Origin of the sequence: Haloechinothrix salitolerans (genome assembly GCF_042662605.1) — a bacterium.
In the GTDB taxonomy this organism is placed as follows: domain Bacteria; phylum Actinomycetota; class Actinomycetes; order Mycobacteriales; family Pseudonocardiaceae; genus Haloechinothrix_A; species Haloechinothrix_A salitolerans.
The window spans coordinates 1,595,236-1,614,967 of sequence record NZ_JBHSXX010000001.1; the positions used below are offsets into that span (position 1 = coordinate 1,595,236).

The 19,732-nt window shown below is 65.2% G+C and carries 14 protein-coding genes and 1 pseudogene; 10 read left to right on the forward strand and 5 right to left on the reverse strand.

The features are described 5' to 3' along the window. Window position 1: 1 nt before the first annotated feature. The 6 genes from ACFQGD_RS07425 to ACFQGD_RS07450 all read left to right on the forward strand — a co-directional run bounded on the left by ACFQGD_RS07425 (window position 2) and on the right by ACFQGD_RS07450 (window position 7,793). Window positions 2–1,828, forward strand: a complete 1,827-nt coding sequence (locus tag ACFQGD_RS07425; protein ID WP_345390302.1) for a VirB4 family type IV secretion system protein — start codon at window positions 2–4, stop codon at window positions 1,826–1,828. Window positions 1,829–1,851: 23 nt separating this feature from the next. Beyond that, window positions 1,852–2,226 carry a hypothetical protein gene (locus tag ACFQGD_RS07430; protein WP_345390305.1) on the forward strand — a complete coding sequence of 125 codons (375 nt, stop codon included), beginning with the start codon at window positions 1,852–1,854 and terminating at the stop codon, window positions 2,224–2,226. Window positions 2,227–2,338: 112 nt separating this feature from the next. Next, window positions 2,339–3,166: a GP88 family protein gene (locus ACFQGD_RS07435; protein ID WP_345390308.1), complete on the forward strand. Its 828-nt coding sequence runs from the start codon at window positions 2,339–2,341 to the stop codon at window positions 3,164–3,166. A 43-nt stretch (window positions 3,167–3,209) separates the two neighbouring features. Further along, window positions 3,210–5,699, forward strand: a complete 2,490-nt coding sequence (locus ACFQGD_RS07440) for a type IV secretory system conjugative DNA transfer family protein (RefSeq protein ID WP_390183383.1) — start codon at window positions 3,210–3,212, stop codon at window positions 5,697–5,699. 63 nt (window positions 5,700–5,762) lie between these two features. Next, on the forward strand, window positions 5,763–6,800 hold the full coding sequence (locus ACFQGD_RS07445) for a replication-relaxation family protein (RefSeq protein WP_345390311.1): 1,038 nt from the start codon (window positions 5,763–5,765) through the stop codon (window positions 6,798–6,800). A 3-nt stretch (window positions 6,801–6,803) separates the two neighbouring features. Then, entirely contained in the window at window positions 6,804–7,793 is a 990-nt protein-coding gene (locus ACFQGD_RS07450) for a lytic transglycosylase domain-containing protein (RefSeq protein ID WP_345390314.1), read from the forward strand. A gap of 468 nt (window positions 7,794–8,261) precedes the next feature. Here ACFQGD_RS07450 and ACFQGD_RS07455 read toward each other — a convergent pair whose 3' ends face one another. Continuing rightward, window positions 8,262–10,238, reverse strand: a complete 1,977-nt coding sequence (locus ACFQGD_RS07455) for a family 16 glycosylhydrolase (RefSeq protein WP_390221142.1) — start codon at window positions 10,236–10,238, stop codon at window positions 8,262–8,264. Between ACFQGD_RS07455 and ACFQGD_RS07460 the strand changes: the two genes are divergently transcribed. After that, a complete protein-coding gene (locus tag ACFQGD_RS07460) occupies window positions 10,164–10,439 on the forward strand; it encodes a hypothetical protein (protein WP_390221158.1) in 276 nt (91 codons plus the stop codon). The two genes, ACFQGD_RS07455 and ACFQGD_RS07460, sit on opposite strands and share 75 nt — an antisense overlap. A gap of 475 nt (window positions 10,440–10,914) precedes the next feature. Here the strand turns inward: ACFQGD_RS07460 and ACFQGD_RS07465 are convergent, their stop codons facing one another. Together ACFQGD_RS07465 and ACFQGD_RS07470 are read right to left on the reverse strand one after the other, a co-directional pair. Then, window positions 10,915–11,382 (reverse strand): hypothetical protein, encoded by a 468-nt coding sequence (locus ACFQGD_RS07465; RefSeq protein ID WP_345390319.1) that lies wholly within the window; start codon window positions 11,380–11,382, stop codon window positions 10,915–10,917. Window positions 11,383–11,814: 432 nt separating this feature from the next. Further along, on the reverse strand, window positions 11,815–12,789 hold the full coding sequence (locus ACFQGD_RS07470; RefSeq protein ID WP_390183384.1) for a hypothetical protein: 975 nt from the start codon (window positions 12,787–12,789) through the stop codon (window positions 11,815–11,817). A 519-nt stretch (window positions 12,790–13,308) separates the two neighbouring features. Here ACFQGD_RS07470 and ACFQGD_RS07475 point away from each other — a divergent pair. Continuing rightward, window positions 13,309–16,572 (forward strand): NACHT domain-containing protein, encoded by a 3,264-nt coding sequence (locus ACFQGD_RS07475; RefSeq protein ID WP_345390324.1) that lies wholly within the window; start codon window positions 13,309–13,311, stop codon window positions 16,570–16,572. A gap of 393 nt (window positions 16,573–16,965) precedes the next feature. On the opposite strand, the gene ACFQGD_RS07480 is transcribed toward ACFQGD_RS07475, so the two are convergent. After that, window positions 16,966–17,727 carry a DUF5677 domain-containing protein gene (locus ACFQGD_RS07480; protein ID WP_345390326.1) on the reverse strand — a complete coding sequence of 254 codons (762 nt, stop codon included), beginning with the start codon at window positions 17,725–17,727 and terminating at the stop codon, window positions 16,966–16,968. An 801-nt stretch (window positions 17,728–18,528) separates the two neighbouring features. On the opposite strand from ACFQGD_RS07480, the pseudogene ACFQGD_RS07485 reads away from it, so the two are divergent. Next, window positions 18,529–18,753, forward strand: a pseudogene (locus ACFQGD_RS07485) (pPIWI-associating nuclease domain-containing protein); the annotation flags it as partial. 76 nt (window positions 18,754–18,829) lie between these two features. After that, the gene (locus ACFQGD_RS07490) at window positions 18,830–19,021 is read left to right on the forward strand and encodes a pPIWI-associating nuclease domain-containing protein (protein ID WP_345390344.1); all 192 of its coding nucleotides are present in this window, start codon (window positions 18,830–18,832) and stop codon (window positions 19,019–19,021) included. A gap of 250 nt (window positions 19,022–19,271) precedes the next feature. Here the strand turns inward: ACFQGD_RS07490 and ACFQGD_RS07495 are convergent, their stop codons facing one another. Next, window positions 19,272–19,589 carry a hypothetical protein gene (locus ACFQGD_RS07495; RefSeq protein ID WP_390221025.1) on the reverse strand — a complete coding sequence of 106 codons (318 nt, stop codon included), beginning with the start codon at window positions 19,587–19,589 and terminating at the stop codon, window positions 19,272–19,274. Between the last annotated feature and the right edge of the window lie 143 nt (window positions 19,590–19,732).

The following is a 19,732-nucleotide window of genomic DNA, read 5'->3' on the forward strand; positions in this document are numbered from 1 at the left end:
AGTGCGCACTACGAACACCTCTCGCGCCGCCGCGGCTTCCCCGTTCGTGCCCGACGCGATCGAGGTCGGCGCCCGTCACCTGCAGATCGGCGAGGAATGGGTGGCCTCGTTCGCTGTCACCGGCTACCCCAGGGAGGTCTATCCGGGCTGGCTGCAACCCTTGCTGACCCATGCGGCTCGGGTAGACGTGTCGCTACACATCGAGCCGATCGACCCCCGGGTGGCCGCCGAGCGGTTGCGCACGCAACTTGGCAAGCTCGAATCCGGGCGCCGCCACGCAGCCGAGCACGGACGCCTCCACGATCCCGAAGCCGAAGCCGCCACCGAGGACGCCCACGACCTCTCCGACCGGCTCGCCCGCGGCGAAGGACGCTTGTTCAAGGTGGGTTTGTACCTCGTGGTGCACGCTTCCTCCGAAACCGAGCTGATCGAAGAGATCAGCACGCTGCGAGCCCTGGCAGCCAGCCTGCTCATGGACGCTAAACCCACCACCTACCGCAGCCTGCAAGGGTGGGTGACGGCCCTGCCGATGGGCCTGGACCCGATCGGCATGACCCGCAGCTTCGACACCGCCGCGCTCTCGGCCGGGTTCCCGTTCACCAGCCCCGACGTGCCACCATCGGATGTCACCTCAGCATCGGCAACCGCCGGTGTCCTCTATGGCCATAATCTCGGCAGCCAGGCGCTGGTGCACTGGGACCGGTTCTCTTGCGAGAACTACAACTCCGTCATCCTCGGCAGGAGCGGGGCCGGCAAGTCTTATCTGGTGAAGCTGGAGACCCTGCGTAGCCTCTACCAGGGCATCGAGATCATCATCATTGACCCCGAAGATGAATACGCCCGCCTGGCCGACGCGGTGGGCGGAACCTACTTCGCCTTGGGCAGCAAGGATATCCGGCTCAACCCGTTCGATCTGCCGATTCACACCCGTGCCGATGGGCGCCGCTCCGCCCCACCGGACGCGCTGACCCGACGCAGCCTGTTCATCCACACCCTGGTGTCAGTTCTGTTTGGACAGAGCATCAGCGCCGACGAACAAGCCGTACTGGATCAGGCGGTGACCGAGACCTACCGAGCCGCAGGGATCACCGACGACTCTCGGACCTGGACTCGGCAAGCGCCCTTGCTGGCCGACCTGTGTGCGACGCTGGCCAGCAGCGACAACGACACGGCACACGCTTTGGCCGCACGCCTGCATCCCTTTACCGATGGCGCGTTCTCGGTGCTGTTCAACGGACCGACCACCGCGCCTCCCGACGGGCATCTGCTCGTACTCAGTCTGCGCAACCTGCCCGACGAACTCAGACCCGCCGGCACACTCCTGACCCTCGACACGGTGTGGCGCCGGGTCTCCAACTCCGCCACGCGCCGACCCCGGATGTGCGTGGTCGATGAAGCATGGCTGCTCATGCAGCAACAAGCCGGCGCCGAATACCTGTGGAGGATGGCCAAGTCCGCACGCAAGAACTGGCTCGGCTTCACGGTCATTTCCCAGGACGTGGGCGACGTGCTGGGTTCGGACCTCGGCCAAGCGATCATCGCGAACGCAGCCACCCAAATCCTGCTGCGCCAAGCGCCACAAGCGATCGATCACATCGTGCGCACCTTCAACCTCTCTGAAGGCGAACGGCAATTCCTGCTCTCGGCGGGCACGGGACAAGCGCTCTTGTCCACCGGTACTCACCGCGTGGCGCTGCAGGCCATCGCTTCCGACGCCGAACACGCCCTGATCACCACTGACCCGGCCGAACTCGCCGCCATGACACACGGATCACACGACGACGCGGGCAGTTCGAGCACCCATCACGAACTCATTCTCGACGACTGACCCTGCGCAAGGGAGGAATACTAGTGGCCACCTCCGCCGCTGCTGACCATGCAGTTGTCCCGATCGCCGTGCACACCATCCTTCATCACGAGCTTCCCGACCTCGCTCTGACACTCGCCGTGATCGCGGCGTTCTGGCTCAGCTTCGCCGCCATCGCACTGGGCGGCATCTACATTGGCGGAGTAGTTTTCCACGTCGCGCGCAGGCTGTTCCGGGGGCGCGACCTGCGGAATCGCCGCAACGCCGAGCACGCCGATCCCGCCACGATCCACCGCGATGACGTCGCGACCCAGATCATCGACCTCGATCACTACCGGCATCGTCGCCAACGCCACGGGAAACCGACCACCACGATGCGCGCCGACGGCTCCGAGCCGGATCCTGACGAGCCAGCCTGACCCAGCCCACCGCACCTAACGCATCGCGGCTGAGGAGAACGGTGCGCATTGTTCCGCGCACGGTCTCGCGTCGTTGCCGAACTTCTCCCTCGATTCAGTCTGGGGTACACCTATGCCTTCATCTGCTTCCGCATCCACACCTGGTGCAGCGTTACCGCGTCCGCGGCGACTGCTCACCCAAAACCGAGAGATGCGGGCCATCGGCGTCCACAACTGGACCCTGCCCGCCCTGGCCGCCCGACTTCCGGACGGCCGCACCCAGATCACCTGTCCCAACGCCGGGATCTGTGCCCACGTGTGCTACGCGCGCCACGGCAGCTACACCTGGCCCGCGGTGCGCGCCAAGCACCAGGCGAACCTGGCGTTCGTGCTCGATGATCCGGACGGCTGGGAGCGGGCCATGCTCGCCGAACTCGCCTCCCCAAAGTTCCGGGGAGCATGGGTGCGAATCCACGATTCCGGCGACTTCTTCTCCAACGACTACACCCTCCGGTGGCTGCAGATCATGCGCCAACGCCCGGGCACCAACTTCTACGCCTACACCAAGGAAGTCCGGCGCTTCCGCGAGTTGGTCGAACCGAACCCACCGGAGAACTTCCTCTGGGTCTACAGCTACGGCGGCCGGGAAGACGGACTGCTGGACGCGAGCGTGGACCGGATCGCTGATGTGTTCCCCGACGAGGACTCCATCGCCGAGGCTGGCTGGTCCTCGCAAGAAGCCTCAGACCTGCTGGCCGTGCTGGGGCCCCGCTTGGTCGGTGTGCCGGCGAACCGCATCCCGCACTTCCTGAAACGGCTCCGCGGTCGCCGGTTCTCCGAGTGGCAAGCCGAGGTCGACGCCGAACGCCACACCCGACGGGGCGCCGCGACGGTGCGCTCGATCACCAGCGCATCATCCGCGCGCCGCCAAAACAACACCGGCGGCAGCGAGGCCGCCTGAACGTGTCGACTCCCCGCCTCCGCGTCTGAGGAGGTTCCCGCTCGTGCCAATACAGAAGAAATCCATTGTGGATAGTCCCCTTGGCGAGCTGCTCACCGATCCATGGAGTGCCGTCAGCTCTTGGTTGGACGCCGCCTGGCCCGCAATGCGCTTCTGGGGCCCGATCGTGCTGACCGCGATCGGCGGCCTCATCGTGGTGCGGCGCTGGTGGTCGAATCGCTGCCAGGACCGGCTGCACAACCACGCCCGCGTGGTGACCATCCTGGCTCCACCGACCGTCGACCCCGAGGGCGCACCCGCGGTGTGGTCGAACTTGGTCGGCCTTCTGCTGCGCCCCCCGTGGAGCCGGCTCGCCAGAGGGCAGCCGCATCTCGCGTGGGAGTACGTGTTCGATCACAACGGCGTACGGATCAGGCTGTGGGTGCCGGGCACGGTTCCGCCTGGCGTGGTCGAGCGCGCGGTCGAGTCCGCCTGGCCCGGGGCACGCACCCGCACGGAGCAGGCCAGCGCGCCGATACCGGTTGAGGTCGACGTGAGCCGTCGCCAGCTGGTCACCGGGGGAGTGTTGCGACTCGCTCGCTCTGAGACGCTGCCCATCCGATCGGGTTTCGAGGCCGACCCCATCCGCGCGCTGGTGGGCGCACCGACCGGGCTCGGCGTCCATGAGACGGCGTGCGTGCAAGTGCTCGCCCGCCCGGTGACCGGTCGCCGCGCCACTCACGCCCGCCGCGCCGCCGGACATCTGCGCGCGGGCGGCTCGACCCGACCGGTCGGCAGGCTGCTGGACCTGGTCACACCGGGTCCAACACCGACACCGTCGACGTCGGATCGGCAGCCGCGGCTGGACCCGCAAACCTCGCTGGAGTATCAGGCGCAGAACCGTGCCATCGTGGCCAAGCAGCGCGGCTCCCAATGGGAGACCCTCATTCGCTACGCGGTATCGGCCAGCGTGCCCGCCCAGACACCACCCGAGCAGGTGGCCCGCGTGCGTGACCAGCTCCGGGGCCGGGCGCACGGCATCGCCAGCGCGTTCTCCACCTTCACCGAGCACAACCACTATCGGCGCCGACGCCTCCGCGAGCCCGAGCGGGCGATGAGTCGGCGCCACCTCCAGCGCGGAGACCTCCTGTCGGTTCCCGAGCTCGCCGCCGTCGCCCATGTGCCCACCGACGACGCCACGCCCGGACTCGCTCGTGCCGGTGCCAAGGCCGTGCCGCCTCCACCGCACATCCCGACCGAGGGCGAGTTGATCCGTCCGATCGGGATCTCCGACACCGGTCATGCCAGGCCCGTCGGGCTGCAGGTCTCCGATGCCCGCCACCACCTCCACCTGCTCGGCAGCACCGGGGCAGGGAAGTCGACGATCCTGGCGCGGATGATCCTGGCCGATGCCGAACACGGCCGGGGCGCGATTGTTGTCGACCCCAAGGGCGACCTGGTCACCGACGTGATGCAGCGGCTGCCCAAGCACGCCGCCGAGAAGGTGGTGCTCTTCGACGCCGACTCGACCGGGCCCACGCCCTGCCTGAACCCGCTGGAGGGGCCGAAAGAAGCCGCCGTGGACAACCTCGTCTCCGTGTTCAGCAGGGTGTTCTCCTCCGCGTGGGGACCGCGCACCGAGGACATCCTGCGGGCCGGGTGCCTGACCCTGCGGGCCGCCTCCGAATCGCCCACACTGGCGACCCTCCCGCAGCTGCTCACCGACCCAGCCACCCGCACCCGACACCGCGACAAGGTCCACAACGATGCCACGTTGCGGGGATTCTGGGACTGGTACGACCAGCTCAGCGATCCCGAACGGGCACGCGTGATCGCGCCCCTGCTCAACAAGCTCCGGGCGCTACTCCTGCGGCCCTTCGTGGTCAAAGCCCTCGCAGCTGGTCCCTCCACAGTGGACATGAGAACCGTGCTCGACGGCGGGCTGTGCCTGGTGCGCCTCCCCAAAGGCAGCCTGGGTGAGGACACCACACGGCTACTCGGCTCCCTCGTCGTCGCCCGAGTCTGGCAGGCCACCACCGCCCGCGCCGCGATCCCACAACGCGAACGACGCGACGCGGCACTCTACGTCGACGAGGCGCACAACTTCCTCCACCTGCCGCACGCCATGGAAGACATGCTCGCGGAGAGCCGCGCCTACCGGCTGTCGATGACATTGGCCCATCAGAACCTCAGACAGCTCGACAAGGACTTGAAAGAAGGCATCTCGTCCAACGCGCGATCGAAGATCTACCTCGGCGTCGGCCCCGAGGACGCCCGCGAGCTGGCGCGTCACACCGCACCCAGGATCAGTGAGCACGATCTCTGCCACCTCGGCGCCTTCCACGCCACCGTCCGGCTGGTCGTCAATGGGGAAGAAACCCCACCGTTCACCATTGCCACGCAGCCGTTACCCCCGGCGATCCGGGGCCGAGCCCGCCTGGTGCGCAACGCCGCCACACGCCACACCCGAGCACTGCCGACCACGACCGAGCCGAGGCGCAAACCCGCGGCATCGCAGGCCACCAGCGCGGACCCCCGCCGCACCGCCGCCTAACAGGCCACGCCGACCACCCGGGTTGGGCTGCCTCCCGTTTCCGTTCCGTCGAGGGAGTCGTTCATGTTGAATCCGAACACGCCCCAGCGCGACCTGCGCGCACCGATTCCCGCCCGCGCCAGCACACGCCTGGCCGCCTCGGCCGAGCACCTGGCCACCGTCGCCGCGCACCTGACCAGCCGCGATCGGTGGATCGCCCGGTTGCTCGCCGAACACCGCACCCTGACCTCCACACAGATCACCCAACTCGCCTTCCCCAGTCGACGGGCGGCGAACCACCGGCTCCAGCGGCTCTTCCGGTGGCGCGTGGTAGATCGCTTCCAGCCCTACATCGGCCGCGGCCGGGCGCCGATGTTCTACGTGCTCGACACCACCGGTGCACACCTGCTCGCACATGAAGACGGCATCGACCCTCGCGAGCTCCGCTTCCGGGCCGAGCGCTCCATCGGCATCGCCTACTCCGCACGCCTGGCGCACCTGCACGGACTCAACAGCCTATTCACCGGACTCATCGCCGACGCCCGTACTCACACCGACCGCGCCGTGACCGCATGGTGGTCCGAAACCCGCTGCGCGCGCCACTTCGGTGATCTCGTACGACCCGACGGCTACGGCCGCTGGCGCGAAACCGACCACGAGCTTGAGTTCTTCATCGAATGGGACACCGGGAGCTACCAGCTCTCCCGGTTCGTGGCCAAACTGCCTGGCTACTTCGACCTCGCCACCACAACCCGCATCATCACCCCGCTGCTGGCGGTGTTCACCACCGGTCGGCGCGAGGCCCACGCTCGGCGTCAGCTGGCCCAACACCTCCGCACGCATTCCCGCCCGCATGACCTGCCGATCGCCACCACTACGGCCGAGCAGCTGAATCGGGCAGGCACCGCCTCGGCCGAGCTGTGGTTGCCCCTCCCGCACCGCGACGCAGGACGGTGTCGACTGATCGACTCGCACACCGCGTGGCCACATCTGGGCGAACCCACCACTGGCACCGCGACGTCAGCCGTCTCGACCGACACCAGCACGGTGCCCCGGCTCAGCCCGCCGGCACCGATGCCGCCCTTCGCCCACCACGACCTGACCTGGAAACCCTCGGGGTGATCCATGCATGCCAAGCTCGCCGCCACGGTCCTCGGCGCTGTCATCGTCGTGATCGTGCTGGTCGCCGCTGCGGTATCCGGGACCGTCTCCACCTACCTCGACGGAACTGGTTCCACGAACACCAGTCAACCCAGCCGGGCCGCTCTGGACGACATCCCCTCCCACTACCTCGCCCTGTACAGGCAGGCCGCCACCAGCTGCCCCGGCCTGGACTGGAGCATCCTCGCAGCCGTCGGCAAGATCGAGACCGACCATGGTCGATCCACGCTCCCGGGCGTCCACAAGGGAGAAAACGAAGCTCACGCGGGCGGGCCGATGCAGTTCCTCCGCTCCACATTCGACTCGGTGGTGGCGCGACATCCCATTCCGCCCGGCGGCAGCAACCCGCCCTCGCGGTACAACCCCCACGACGCCATCCACGCTGCTGGGTTCTATATCTGCGACGCCCTCGGCACGGACGGAGAACTCCGGCGAGCGCTGTTCGCCTATAACCACAGCGATGACTACGTCGATGCCGTCCTCGCGCAGGCCGACACCTACCGTGCCGCACCAGCTGCGCACCCCGGCGATATCCGGCTCGACTGGCCGCCCGAACAAGCCACCGTCCCCGATCCCACAACCAGCGGGCGGGAGCGGATCACACCGCGGACACATGCCGTCGTCCGCGCCCTGCAGCAGCGTGGTCTCACCGGCGACGGCATCGTCTGCTTCGGTCGCCGCCCCAACCCCCACAGCGATCACCCGCAAGGACGGGCCTGCGACATCTTCGTCGACCCCCACAACCCGGCGTCGGTCGCCGAGGGCTGGCGGATCGCGAGCTGGCTGATCGAACACCAAGCCCGATACGCCACCGCCTACCTCATCTACCAGGGCAGGTACTGGTCAGCCAGCGACCCTCGCTGGACCACCTACCGCTCCACCGTCTACGGATGCCCCAACAACGCCAACCTGACCGGATGCCACTACGACCACGTGCACGTCAGCGTGTTCTGAAATGCCCCTTAGTTTCATCTGATGATGCTTTTGCAGATTTGGATAATCCGGCAGATCCGCTGCACCAGGCAGGATACGACCGAACCTGTCGTCGCGCCCCGCGACAGCGATCGGCACGGCGAAGGGCACCTGATTGGGTGACTTCAGCCACCGTCTTCATCTGCCGGGAAATTTGTCCTTTGAACCGGCCCGCTGCGGCACCGATCGCGGTCGTCGCATTCGGCCGGGAACCGCGGCCGCCGCCAACCACAACCGATCAATATCGTTTATTGCGCTTCCGGCGTTCGCTCGTCAAAGTCGCCATGACCCCGAGCCTCGGCCCGCACGCAACCAACGAGAAGTCGTGGCAGAAGCAGATGTTCGCTAGATGGCGAAACGGGATGGATGCCGCGAACACTCGGTGCGGTGGGTCCTGAAGGCCGTGAGGCGTTGGCGGTGCTCGTGCTCGGACACGGGTTTGCGGAAGGTTTAGCTGCTCGATGTCGTGATCACGATCGAGCGAACTTCGGTACGCGTGGGTAGAGAGTAGGTGTCAAGATGGCCTGCGAACTCAGTCGAGCGGGAGTGCCAAAGGTTGAGGTTGAACTCGAGCGGCTGATCGGGAATCGGAGTGGGGTTCCAGAGCGTCCGCTCGTAGACCGTCTCCCCGTCGACCTTCCAGGCGATGCGGTTTGGCCGCCAGTCGATCTCGTAGGTGTGGAAGTCCGCAGCGGCGTCGAAGCCCAATGCGATCTCCGTCGGCGTGCCGCGATAGCCGTACTCGAGCTTGGTGCCGTCGTGCCCCGGATTGTAGAAAACGTTGACGAGCATCTTAGTCGTGTCGTTCCCGAGAAACTCGATGTCGATCTCTTGGCGTGGCCCATTGCGATGCAGAAACAGCCCGGTGATGAGCCCGGGCACGCTCGACGGTCGGAATTCGGCTGCGAACGATCCGTAGAGGTAGTTCGTGCGGCTGGCGATGGCTGCCGCCGTGAACTCGCGGACCGGTGTGCTCTCGCGTCGCATGGCCAACGCAAGTCCGTCGATGTGAGCCGTGACGTTCCTAGGAGAGAATAGTGCAAGGTTACTCGGGAACGTGTCGTCGCGGAGCTTCCAGGTTTCGTCGTCATCGAGTGGCTTACCTGCGGACCACTTGATCGAGGTCGCACTGCCAGACGACTGATCAGACTGGATTTGAATGCCCTGCCAGTTGAGTAGCCGTCGTGGCAGAATCCACGGCGATGTATCGAATTTTAGGTCGGTTGCTGGTAGTGGTTTGTCGAGAGGCAACCGCGACGCGATGCTTCTCTTCCCGATGTCCTCCGCTTCAGGGTAAAGGAACGGCGGGTAGTCAATCCCGAGGAACTCACTCAGGCTGTTCCACTTGTCCGCGACGGTTCGGTCCAGGTGCAGGACTCGGCTGGCGGGGAGCTTGCCCGGCACGTGATCAAGCGTGGTCAGGACGAACAGGGCGTGCGGGTTAGCCGCAGCGATTCCGCGAATCGACTTGTCGTTGAGGGAGCCGATGTTTACGTAGGCGTTGAACAACCGCCCACGCTCACCGCGTTGGAGCATACCGAGCTCGTCTGCAGGCATACGATCGAGATCACTCAAGCAGGTGTAGCCGACCATCGAAAGCGCTCTGGCAAGCGACGTTAGGCCGGAGTGGGCAGCCCCCAGCCCGATCACAGGGCCACGTAGCCTGTGCGATGACGGGAGTAGTGCCTTCTCCTTGGTGATGACGCCCACTCGGGATAGCGCTGGCAGCACCGAGTACGAGTTGATTGACGGTTCATCGATACGCTGCTCGATTAGTCGTCGTCCGGCAGTGAACGTCTTGAGCGTTGTGAACTGCAGGTTGAGCCATAGATCGATCGGCCCGAACGCAGGCAATCGGTCGAGGAGCTTCTGCGCGCCCGCCTTGGTAAGGACGTACGCCGCAGCTTCCCAGACACCAGGTTCTCGCCTGTGGACTGGGTCAGCGCCCGGCCTGGTTGTTTCCGTGCTCACATCCTTGTAGGCGAGGTACAACAAATCGAAGTCGGGGCTTCCACTCGGGTCTTGAAGTGCAGTCCATGTCGCTTTGAGCCGCCGAGCGAAACCGGACGTCATGACGACGTCGTCTTCCAGGATCAGTGCCGTCGTGTCGTCGCCGGTGACGACACGGCGCCAGGTCTCGATGTGTGAGAGCGCCACCGCGATCTCTTCTCGAGTCATCGCAATCTCATGCGCGCGAGCGGTGTCGTCGATCTTCAGTAGCGGGTTCGGCTCAACGGTGAGCTGGTCGGCCAAGGTGTAGGCCGGACGAAGCACGGCCGGGTCGGACGCAGAGGTCATGTACCGGGCATCGACGGCCGAGATCCTGCGGGTCAGCACTGTCAGTCGGTCACCGTGCCGACAACGGAAGCGATCAAGCTCGCGCCGTACCCGCCGCCATCGATCGGGCCGTCGGTCGAGGTTGATCACATAGATACGTCCGAGCGAGTCTGTTTCCCCGCGCTGCGAGAAGACGGAGGCCCGGCGCTGCAGGTCGAGCACGCGCGTTCGCAGCCGAACGTGATGGGCAAGGCGCTCCTTGAACTCGGCGAACGTCAGCCTGTTCACGGGCGTTTGACTCCCGCGGCCAGCGGCTGCTGGTCTCTGGTGTTCGCCTCGTTGCCTGCATGAGTCGTCTTTCGCACGGCAGGCACGTTAGCGCGGCCCGCCGACATGAGAGTGGATGGACGAGCTGAGAGCGAAGCAGGCGATCGAGAATCTGACCCGGAGTCGCCGGCAATGGGCAGCGCGCTCTACGCCAGCGCCAGCGACGTTCCCACGTGGCATATGACTTGTCAGTTGGACGCTGCGCGCTCATCGGCATAGCAGGACGTTCCGGTACGGCGCGGCACATGAACGCCTTGACCCCTCGCAGACCGCTTCAGACGGATGGACCTGCGAGGCCGCTCCCGACGGCCGACTGGGCGCGACGGGAAGGATTCGAACGGTTCGAGTATCTGCAGTGCGCCAGCAAACCGTCCATTATTCAAACAGATAGTGGATCTGACCGGCACCGTCACGGGTTCAACTGTCCCGAGTTGTGCCGCATCGGAGGGCAACGCATCTGGTGCGCCGGGAGGCGCCGGGTCCGTCGATCTCAGATCGACTAGCCCTCCCTTGCCCGATCCAGGTCCCGCTGGCTCATTCCGAGATCGACATTGCCATGCGGGCGGGCCATCGGGTAGTCGGCCATCAACGCGGCCGCGATCAATTCCCCGTTCGACACATACGTGCCCATCGCCCGTTCGACGACATGCTTGACCCCGTAACTCCCCTGGCGCGGTGTCTTGATCGGGGCGATGTTCTGCAGCAGCCAGTCGCGGATCTTCGTGACGTGAGCCTCCTGCTGGAGCAATTCGGCCCGCTCAACGAGGAATTCCCGTTGCCGTTCCGCAGCAGACTCACGGCGGTCATAGAACACCCCGAAGCCGAAGAAAGTCAGCTGCGGCTGGTTATCCAGAACCTGCTCGAAGCTCGGCAGTTCGTTGTACTTGCGCAGCGACGCCGAGTAGGTGGATCCAGTCAGATCCTGCAGCTTGCGGACGGCAGCCTTGCGCCGACGATCCCTGGTCATTGTGCACTCCCTGTCGCGAAACGCCCCACGCCCGTCTCGCAGGGCTCGGCAGACATGACCACTGCGTCCGATCGGCGCGATTCGGGGAACCTTCGTCCTCGTCGTGCCAATCGGCGTGGGCGATCGACACTCGGATCAGGCAGGCGCAGCTGCCGCCTCCCATCCTACTGTCTGACAGCAACTGGGATGCCGGTTTGTCGCGTGTCGCGTGTCTTCACTGGCCACGACGTCCCAAATCCAGCCACACCCAACGGCAGCCCGCAGGGGGCTTCGCAGGTGCCCTTGCGGGGACACGACTACGCTGGTGGGCAAGTCGGCCCGTGATCATTATCGGTTCCAGGGCATAAGTTCACTGCACGCCGAACCCAGGCAGATACAGGGGCTTGCGATCCACAATCGCCGCCCGCGTCTTATCGCAGGTGCCAAACAACCTCAAGCATCGTCGGGCCCCGCATCAGCCGTCTCGGTTCCTTGACCCGAGTCACCTTGAGTTCGGCGCCGGACTGCGTCGGCGGTGAACCACTGCACGAGCGTAGATGCCAGATGAATTGCCATCTGCGCTTCGTCTTGGCGCTGCGGTCGGAAGCCGGGCCCACCGGCATGCCGGGCCACGTGCCCGAACCACAGCAGTTCGATCATGGCCACGAGCGGTGCGGCGTCCCCGCCGTTGGTGCCCTCGATCACGAGTTCCCACTTATCCTGGGCGTCGCGAAGATGGCTGCGGACCTTGCCAAGGGTTTCCCGGGTGCCATTCGGCAGCACGACCGGGATCGCGGCAGCCTCGACCGCGCGGATAGCCTCATCGTATGCCTTGGCTGGGTCGGGATGCCGCCCGTAGGTCGCCTTCCAGGCCGCCCGCAGATGCTGGCCCGGCAGACCGGTCATGGCCCGCTCGGCGGCTGCAGCAACCGTGATATCGACACGACGGTTAAGGCACCGCTCCCGCCAGTTGATCTGGAACGCCGAGCCAGCATCGGCCAGCAGTTCGCCCAGTTGCTCCAGCGCTTCGGTGCGGCTGCCCTTGGGCCACTTCCACTCAGGGATCCAGTCCGCAAGGCTAGCCTCGTTGAGGTTCTCCTCCATCCCCAGGACATCCAGGTCCCAACGTAGTCGTAGATCAAGGTGGATCGTCATGTCGACAAGGTCGAGAAGTTCCTGGGGATCACGGGTGATGACGGCGTCGACGAGTTGATGGGCCTCCAGCGTCTCCAATGGCAGACGCATCCGGAGGGCAACGCGCTGAACCAGCTTTGTTGCCCCGTGGAGATAGTTGGTAACCCACTCGGTCAGGGGACTCATCAAATGCTCAGGTATCCCGTCGAACAGAACATCCTGCGGTAGTCGGGTGTCCCGTTGAGACAACGGCTGGAAGTCTGGCTCCTCGTTCACGATCACGACAGCGCCCATGCCGGGCGAGCTGGCGCGTGACCAGGAGCGACCCACTCATGGAATGGGGTCAGTCCGTGGAAGTGGTCAATGGGTGTGGATGAGCGGTAGATGAACATCGTAGTTCTACATTCCGATCAAGAGCGGCGTGATCCGTGGAATGTGACCAGGATGCCCGAGTAGGCCAGTTCTTGACACGGCAGGGTGTTGTCGTTGATGCAGCGCGGCGAAGGCCTGTGAAGCGTCCCGAGTTCAACGTAGCCCGCCATACCGCCGCCTACGAGGGTCACCTTGAAGTTGGAGACCTGTCACGCCAGGAGTTGCAGGACTTCTTGACTACGCCGACGACCGCGTCGTCCATCCCCGCTAGCAGGGCCGCAAGAGATGGTTGACGGCGTTCCGCGATGCGACGATCTTCATGCAAATCCTGACAAACGCGGCTAGTGCCTGCACGCACAACGAGATGACTCGAAGCGAGCCGCCAGTGTCGTCGAGGTGGCGTGCCATCATTGAATTGCAGACGACACGAAAAGGACGAACATGATGGACGACGCCGAGGTCGCCATGGCGGCGCACGCGCCCATCGAGTTCTCCGTGCACATGTCGCGTCGTGGGCGTGTGGGGGCTCGCGAGGACTTCGAGGATATGGTCACCGATCTGTGGCGTTGCACCTACCCGGACGCTCGTCGAATCGAGGCAAACCCCGGTGACTGGGGGATCGACGTGATCGTCGGCGAGCTGGACGGGGACGTTCAGGTGTGCCAGTGCAAGTTCTTCTACCCAGCCACCAAGTCCAGTCATCAGCAGCAGATCCGTGCTTCCTTCCGCGCTGCTAGCACTGCGGCTGAGCGCAAAGGCCATCGGCTGAGCCGGTGGATCCTGTGTATGCCGTCCAGCATGGACGCTCCGACAGACCGCTGGTGGGGTCGCTGGAAGGCCCGCATGGCGGCGCGTTTTGGGATTGAGATCGACCGTTGGGACGCGGCCAAGCTGCGTGGCATGCTGTACCAACCCGAAGCTGCCCGCGTCCGCGAGCACTACTACGGCCTGGCCGTCTACGGCCCGAAACCTGCAGCAGCGAGCGCCGAGCAGATCGACGCCTACTTGCGGAGCCTCGGGCGATTCACTATCACCGAGCCCGGCCTCATTCCGCTGACGCTGCAAGTCGACCAGGAGGAGCCGCAGGAAGCGGTACTGCCGGACGTCGTCGAGGTCCGATCACGGACGCAACTCGTCGGGCCGTCGGGCTGCGGAAAGAGTCACCTGGTCAAGCACGCTGTCGCCACCTGGGCGCGGTCCGGGTGTGTGCCGATTCTGCTGGAAGGCTTGCTGTATCGCGGTGACCTCAGTCGCCAGCTGGACACCGCTGTCGGGTGCCATATCGACTGCCGCGCCGAGGAACTGCTGCGTGGTGCTGAGGCGGCCGGGATGCCAGCGGTGGTCGTCGTCGATGGTGTCAACGAATGCGACGTGGGTTTCCGCAACCAACTGGTGGCAGAGCTGAGCACCATGAGCCAACTCCACCGTATCGGTGTCGTGCTGGTGTGTCAGCAAACGCTCGCGGTGCCCGATCCGCTGGCTGGACGACTGATCGTCGTCCAGGCGCTGACCGACGAGCAGCGTCGACGTCTACAGGAGGTTCACGGCGCACCCGGTCACGGCGGCATCGACCATGCGTTCGCGACAGCACTCGATGTCTCGCTAGCCGCCCAGCTGGCTAGTGTGCATCGGTTGTCCGGACGAGCCGAGGTGTACGACGCATACCTCCGGGAGCGCCTCTCAGCGTCCTCGTCGGCCACACGCGTCCGAGACGTTCTTCGCCGCTGGGCCACGGAGATGAGCTCCCGGGTCACGATGTCGCTCGGCCGTGGGGAGGCCGAGCGACTCGCGGTTCGTGCGCTCACCGTAGCGGGTGAGCCGGTGTCCACCGTCGATGAAGCCGTCGGCTGTCCGTTGGTGCAGATTCGAGACGGCAGGTTGTACTTCAGCCACGAGCAGTTCGGTGTCTTCCTCTCGGCTGAGGCCTTAGTGGTGTCCTGCGAGGATGCGGCCTCCCTGGCGGAGGAGCTGAACCGTCCGCGGAACCGCGGCCTCGCCTCGTTCGCCCTGGATATCGAGTCGGACCGTGACCGGCTCCGCGGCGTGCTCTCGCGCCTCCATGACGGCGCGGTGATCTGCGCCGCGTTACGCGGAGAGTTCGGAGTGTTTGTGCAGTCTGCTGCCGACGAGGAAGGCCGCCGAGTTCTCCGCGACCACGTCGACGTGCTGCGCTCGAACAAAATCGACGTGGTCGACATGTTCCGCGTCCGTGTCAGCGACGACCGGATGCTCGTAGAGCGCGAGCGAGGCCTCGTGACATCTATCGGTCACGTGGTGCACGACGGCCTATTCCTCGACGAGGTCGTCGCTGTGCTGCGCGAGACAGATTCGGCGTTGCAGCGAGGACACGTGAACGAGACCAACAATGCAAGTGCCATGGCTACGCTGCGAGCGTCACCGGTTTGTGTTCCGTTCTCCGGTGGTCCGCCCTCGGTAGCGGCGGCGGAATTGCTCAGCGGTTGCCACTCTGAGCAGGTGGCGCGAAACTTCCAGAGGCGGCACGGATGTCCGCAACCACATGTCGCGCGCCTGCTGGACTCCCTTGAGCCGACCAGCTACTGCGTGTCGTACTTTCTGTGCCTCCTTGTGCAGGTATCCGGCAGCCATGATGCCGCGCGGTTGGCGCCGGGCCTGGTGACACGCTGCTGGGACACCGGCGCCTATCACGTGCGCCTCGCGGCGCTGGAAATGGCGCAACATATTCGGCATTTCATTACAGCAGACGCGCAGGAAGCGTTGCTCGACGTGCTCGACACCTTGCGACCCGGAAACGTCATGCTCTCGACCGCATTGGTGGATGCCCTGCACAGCTACGGTGCGATCGAGGAGCCATACTCTGTGGAGGACGTCCATCGACAGATCGAAGGGATCCTCTCCCGGCCGACGGATCCGGAGGCGTGGGAGGACGCGCACACAGTGCTGACCAACCAGATCGAGGGTGTCATCGGCGCGCCGTTCACTGAGGCGATCGATGCGTTGACGCCTCAGCAGGGGATCCGGTTGCGCGTCATGGCTGCGCGAAGCGACCAGGAAGGTCTCTTTACCGGTACGATCCTGCGAGAACTGATCGGCTCGGGTGACCACGCAGCGCTTGTCGCCTTCGAGCACCGAGTGGGGAATGCGACCCTCAGCAACGTCTTTTTGGATGTGGCCGTGGAGTGCTTCCTGATCTCGCTGCAGGGATGCGCGAGGTTTCGTGACCGGCCGCCCGAGATGCTTGTCAGCGTCAAGGGAGAGTGTGCGGACGCGTGGCGTTGTGTAGGCGAGATCGTGTTCTGGACACACAACGCCGACCTCTCGCTAGACGAGATGCGGGAGCGGTGCGCGCCATTGTGGACGCGCTTGTCAGGGGCGCTCCTGATCGCTGCGGTTGACCCTTTAGGTGGCCTGCTTGACGTAGCCTGGCGCGGCGGCGGCGACGAAGTCGGTATCGTGCGCCTGATGCACCTGTTCCGTGAGGAACTGCAGGATGTCGCCGAGAAGGCCCTCGGCCGCCTGGGCGACATGTCCAGCCTGCGACCGCAGCGGCGTCGCTTCTCCGAGAACGAGGCACTGCGGGTGATCACGAGGGTGCTGACGATTACCGGTGGAGAGCGCTCTGTCGAGCTGCTGCTGCCGTACGCCGACCATCCAGAGCAGGGCCGCAGGGTCATCGACGCCGTCCATGCCATCCGCCGTCGGCTCGGAACCACGCAGCTATCGTGAATGTCGCGGCTGGCGAGTGCCGGACTGCCCGTAGCGAGCATAGCTAATGTAACCGACAGGCGGCTCCCACGACGGGTGTTTGAAACTACGCCACTTTAGGTGCGCTGGGCATCCAGCGGTAAGTCCGGAAAAACTCGCTACCTACGAACACGGTTCTCGGCCGCCATTTTGACCATTATTATTTAAATGGACGACAGAACCTTTCATTTGGATGAAAGGTCTTGTTACTGAGAGTCGTCGGCTACATCGTGGCCGAACCTGCGCGCGCTAGAGAGCCCGGCCTACGAACTTGCTTGTCCGCAGCCACGGCGGAGGCGGCATCCTCGATCGGAGCCGTGACCGTGATTCAATCATTGACGTGGTCGGTGACCGGACCAGTGAGCGCGGCTTGGCCTATGTCTTCGACGGTTGCGGGCGCTCAACTCGCGTCTCCAGAATCTCTTCCACACGGCTGATCGCGGCGCTCAGTTGGTCACCGGCGAATACGGTGTTCATGGCCTCGGCGGCCCACATCAGGCACAGCGCCACCAGCACCCGGTCGTTACCGGGCCGGGTCGGCTGCGCGGACAGCCCATCATCGGTGAGATAGCCTGTGGCACCTTTGGCACTGGGATGCACGTGAGTCGAGAGCATCCGGTATGGGATGTAGAGGTAGTGCGCGTCGTAAGCGACGAACAGTCGGTGAATCTTCAAGATTGTCCGCATCCTCGGGTGCTCGACCGTGTCGGCCCGGGTGACGTCGTCCGGGACCGGCCAGCCCGCCGCAATCAACTCGTCATAGAGTTCGCCCTGCCGGACCTTCCAGGCCGCTTCGATCGCGTCGAGCGCTGTGTTCCCCTCGTCGCAGACCCACAGCAGGGCCAGCGTGTGCTCAAGGATGGAGCGCACGTTCGGCGCCGCCTCGTGTTCCAGCCCGGCCGCAGCCGCAGCGAGCAGGAGTTTGCTGCTGCGGTTGATCCAGGCCCACCAGCCGTACATGCAGCGGAGCCGTCCGACGTTCTCCTGCAGCGCCGACGCCTGTTCGGCGGCGACGACAGCGTCGTAGGCGGCAACCAGTTCCGCAATCACCTCGTCCGCCCGCGCTACAAGGGTCGACGGTTGCATGCCGCTGCCTGAGTTAGAACCTGCCACCAGAGCGCCTCCTCGATCCGTCAACTTGGCCTCGGCTCCGTGCGGCCAGCCGACGAGGTGCCACCATAGGACAAGCGTGACCCATGTCCCCAGACCCGAGGTATACCTCGCCGCCGATTCGTGCTAAGAGCGTTCGACGGGTTGGAATGTCTGCACTGCGCGGCGGGTGATCAGGTGAGAGCGCACCTGAACGCGTTCGCGGTGCCCTTCGCCGGGCCGCTTCGACAGAACCCACTCACTGAAGCCGCCGGACCGGACACCATTTCTGCGGAGAGACCGCTGCCAAGCCGAGGTCGTAGCATCGACGATGAGTTGCGGGCGTGTTCGAGTCGGGTTGTCGGTGGCAAGCGGCATACTCGGTGAATGGTGAGGAGAGTGACCCCGTCACAGGCAAAGGCGGCGGTGCGGAAACTGCAGCGAGCCGTTGACGACTACAACCGGGCGGCACGCAAGTACAACGCCGACGTGAAGAAGGCCGTCAACGACCGCAACCGCGAGGTCCGGGTATACAACACGCGCGCTCGAGCCCACAACCGCCGGGTCGAGAGCGACCGGCGACGGCTTCGGCAAGAGTTACAACGACTGAACTCGCGGCCCACGACGAGCCCGGCCTACACGACGTACCGCAGCTCGTCGGCCTCGTTCGTCCAGACCTTCCAGGCTGCTGATGCGCAGGTCAGGTCAGGTACCGCTTCGGATCTCGACCAGCGATTCATGGACCTGGCCAGCGACGAGGTGGCCAACAGCCTCTACGTCGCCAACGCCCTGGACGGAGACGGAGACCCAGCGTCCGATCTCTCGGAGGAGGAGCTGAGTGCGCCCAGCATGGTCTCGGAGCTGAGGGCCTTCGGTGACGACCTCGTCAGTCGATGGGTCGGCGCCCTGTACTCGCTCAGCCCGAACAACCCAGATGCCGCACGGCACTTCTGCACCAGCGCCCGCGAGGTCGTCGTGGCAATGTTGGACCAGTCGGCGCCCGATGCCGCGGTTGAGCGCGACGACCCCAACTGCGAGCGGACGCGCAGCGGCGCTGTCACCCGCCGCGCGAAGGTCAGCTACTTGCTGCGCGGTGGCCGCATAGCGGGCCTGGCTGTTCGCCGCCGTTGCCCAGCCGATCAGGCAAGGACTGGGGATGGAAGAACTCACCAACATCGCCGCCGCCAACGTGGAGAACGTTCTGAAACTGTTCCGCACGTTCAACGACGGCACTCATGGCCACGCCGGGAAGTTCTCGATCACTGAACTGTCTGCGATTCGCATCCGGGTCGAATCAGCCATCGGCTTCATCCACGAGGTTGTCATCGGCCAGACGAGTTGACCACCTGCCGCTGAGCCGAGCCCGCTTCCCACCTGGCCACCAACCGAACGTGCGGCTATTCGCCGCCTACAAGTGACTCTCCGCCACCATCCCCCATTATTCGATCAGACGATAGAGTCACTGATCTGATGCACGCAGGTCACAGGGTGGCGAGGGATTACTGGCGGCGCGTTCTGTGCAAGTAAAGCCCGTGGAATTGCATCAGATGCATGACTGACTTGTGAGCAGGCGCTGGCCGTCGGGATAACGGCTAGCTGCACTGCATGGCGCATGCGAGCGCACGGACCTGGATTGCGTCGCCGGCCTGCTCCTGCTGCTCTACGCCCAGCCGCTCGCCCGAATCGCCACCCTGACCCTCGCCCAGCTCACCCAGCGGACAACTGACCGGGGTGTCGAACTCCGCGCCTGGGCAGCAAAGCAAACCCCTCGTGCTGCCCCGCCGCTGCGGGACGCGCTTGTGCTGGACCTGGTCGGCCGTCGTCGCGGACGCGCTGTCGTGGGCCGCAGGATGGAGCTGACCTGGCTCCTGCCGGGAGTCGCACCCGGCCGCCCGATCAGTGCCCGGCAACTCATGCGACGGTTGAACCGGCTGGACATCCAAGCGAGGCTGCGCCGTAACACCGCGCTGATCGATCTGGCCGCTCAGCTTCCCGCGACGTTCCTGGTCCGACTTGCTCAACCTGCACACTAGCGCTCGTCAGGACAGCAGGC

What these genes read in the sequence shown, in the direction of transcription:
- ACFQGD_RS07475 (WP_345390324.1), top strand. Translation starts at nt 13,309, where the DNA reads ATGATGGACGACGCCGAGGTCGCCATGGCGGCGCACGCGCCCATCGAG.
- ACFQGD_RS07435 (WP_345390308.1), top strand. Translation starts at nt 2,339, where the DNA reads ATGCCTTCATCTGCTTCCGCATCCACACCTGGTGCAGCGTTACCGCGT.
- ACFQGD_RS07450 (WP_345390314.1), top strand. Translation starts at nt 6,804, where the DNA reads ATGCATGCCAAGCTCGCCGCCACGGTCCTCGGCGCTGTCATCGTCGTG.
- ACFQGD_RS07445 (WP_345390311.1), top strand. Translation starts at nt 5,763, where the DNA reads ATGTTGAATCCGAACACGCCCCAGCGCGACCTGCGCGCACCGATTCCC.
- ACFQGD_RS07465 (WP_345390319.1), bottom strand. Translation starts at nt 11,382, where the DNA reads ATGACCAGGGATCGTCGGCGCAAGGCTGCCGTCCGCAAGCTGCAGGAT.
- ACFQGD_RS07470 (WP_390183384.1), bottom strand. Translation starts at nt 12,789, where the DNA reads ATGGGCGCTGTCGTGATCGTGAACGAGGAGCCAGACTTCCAGCCGTTG.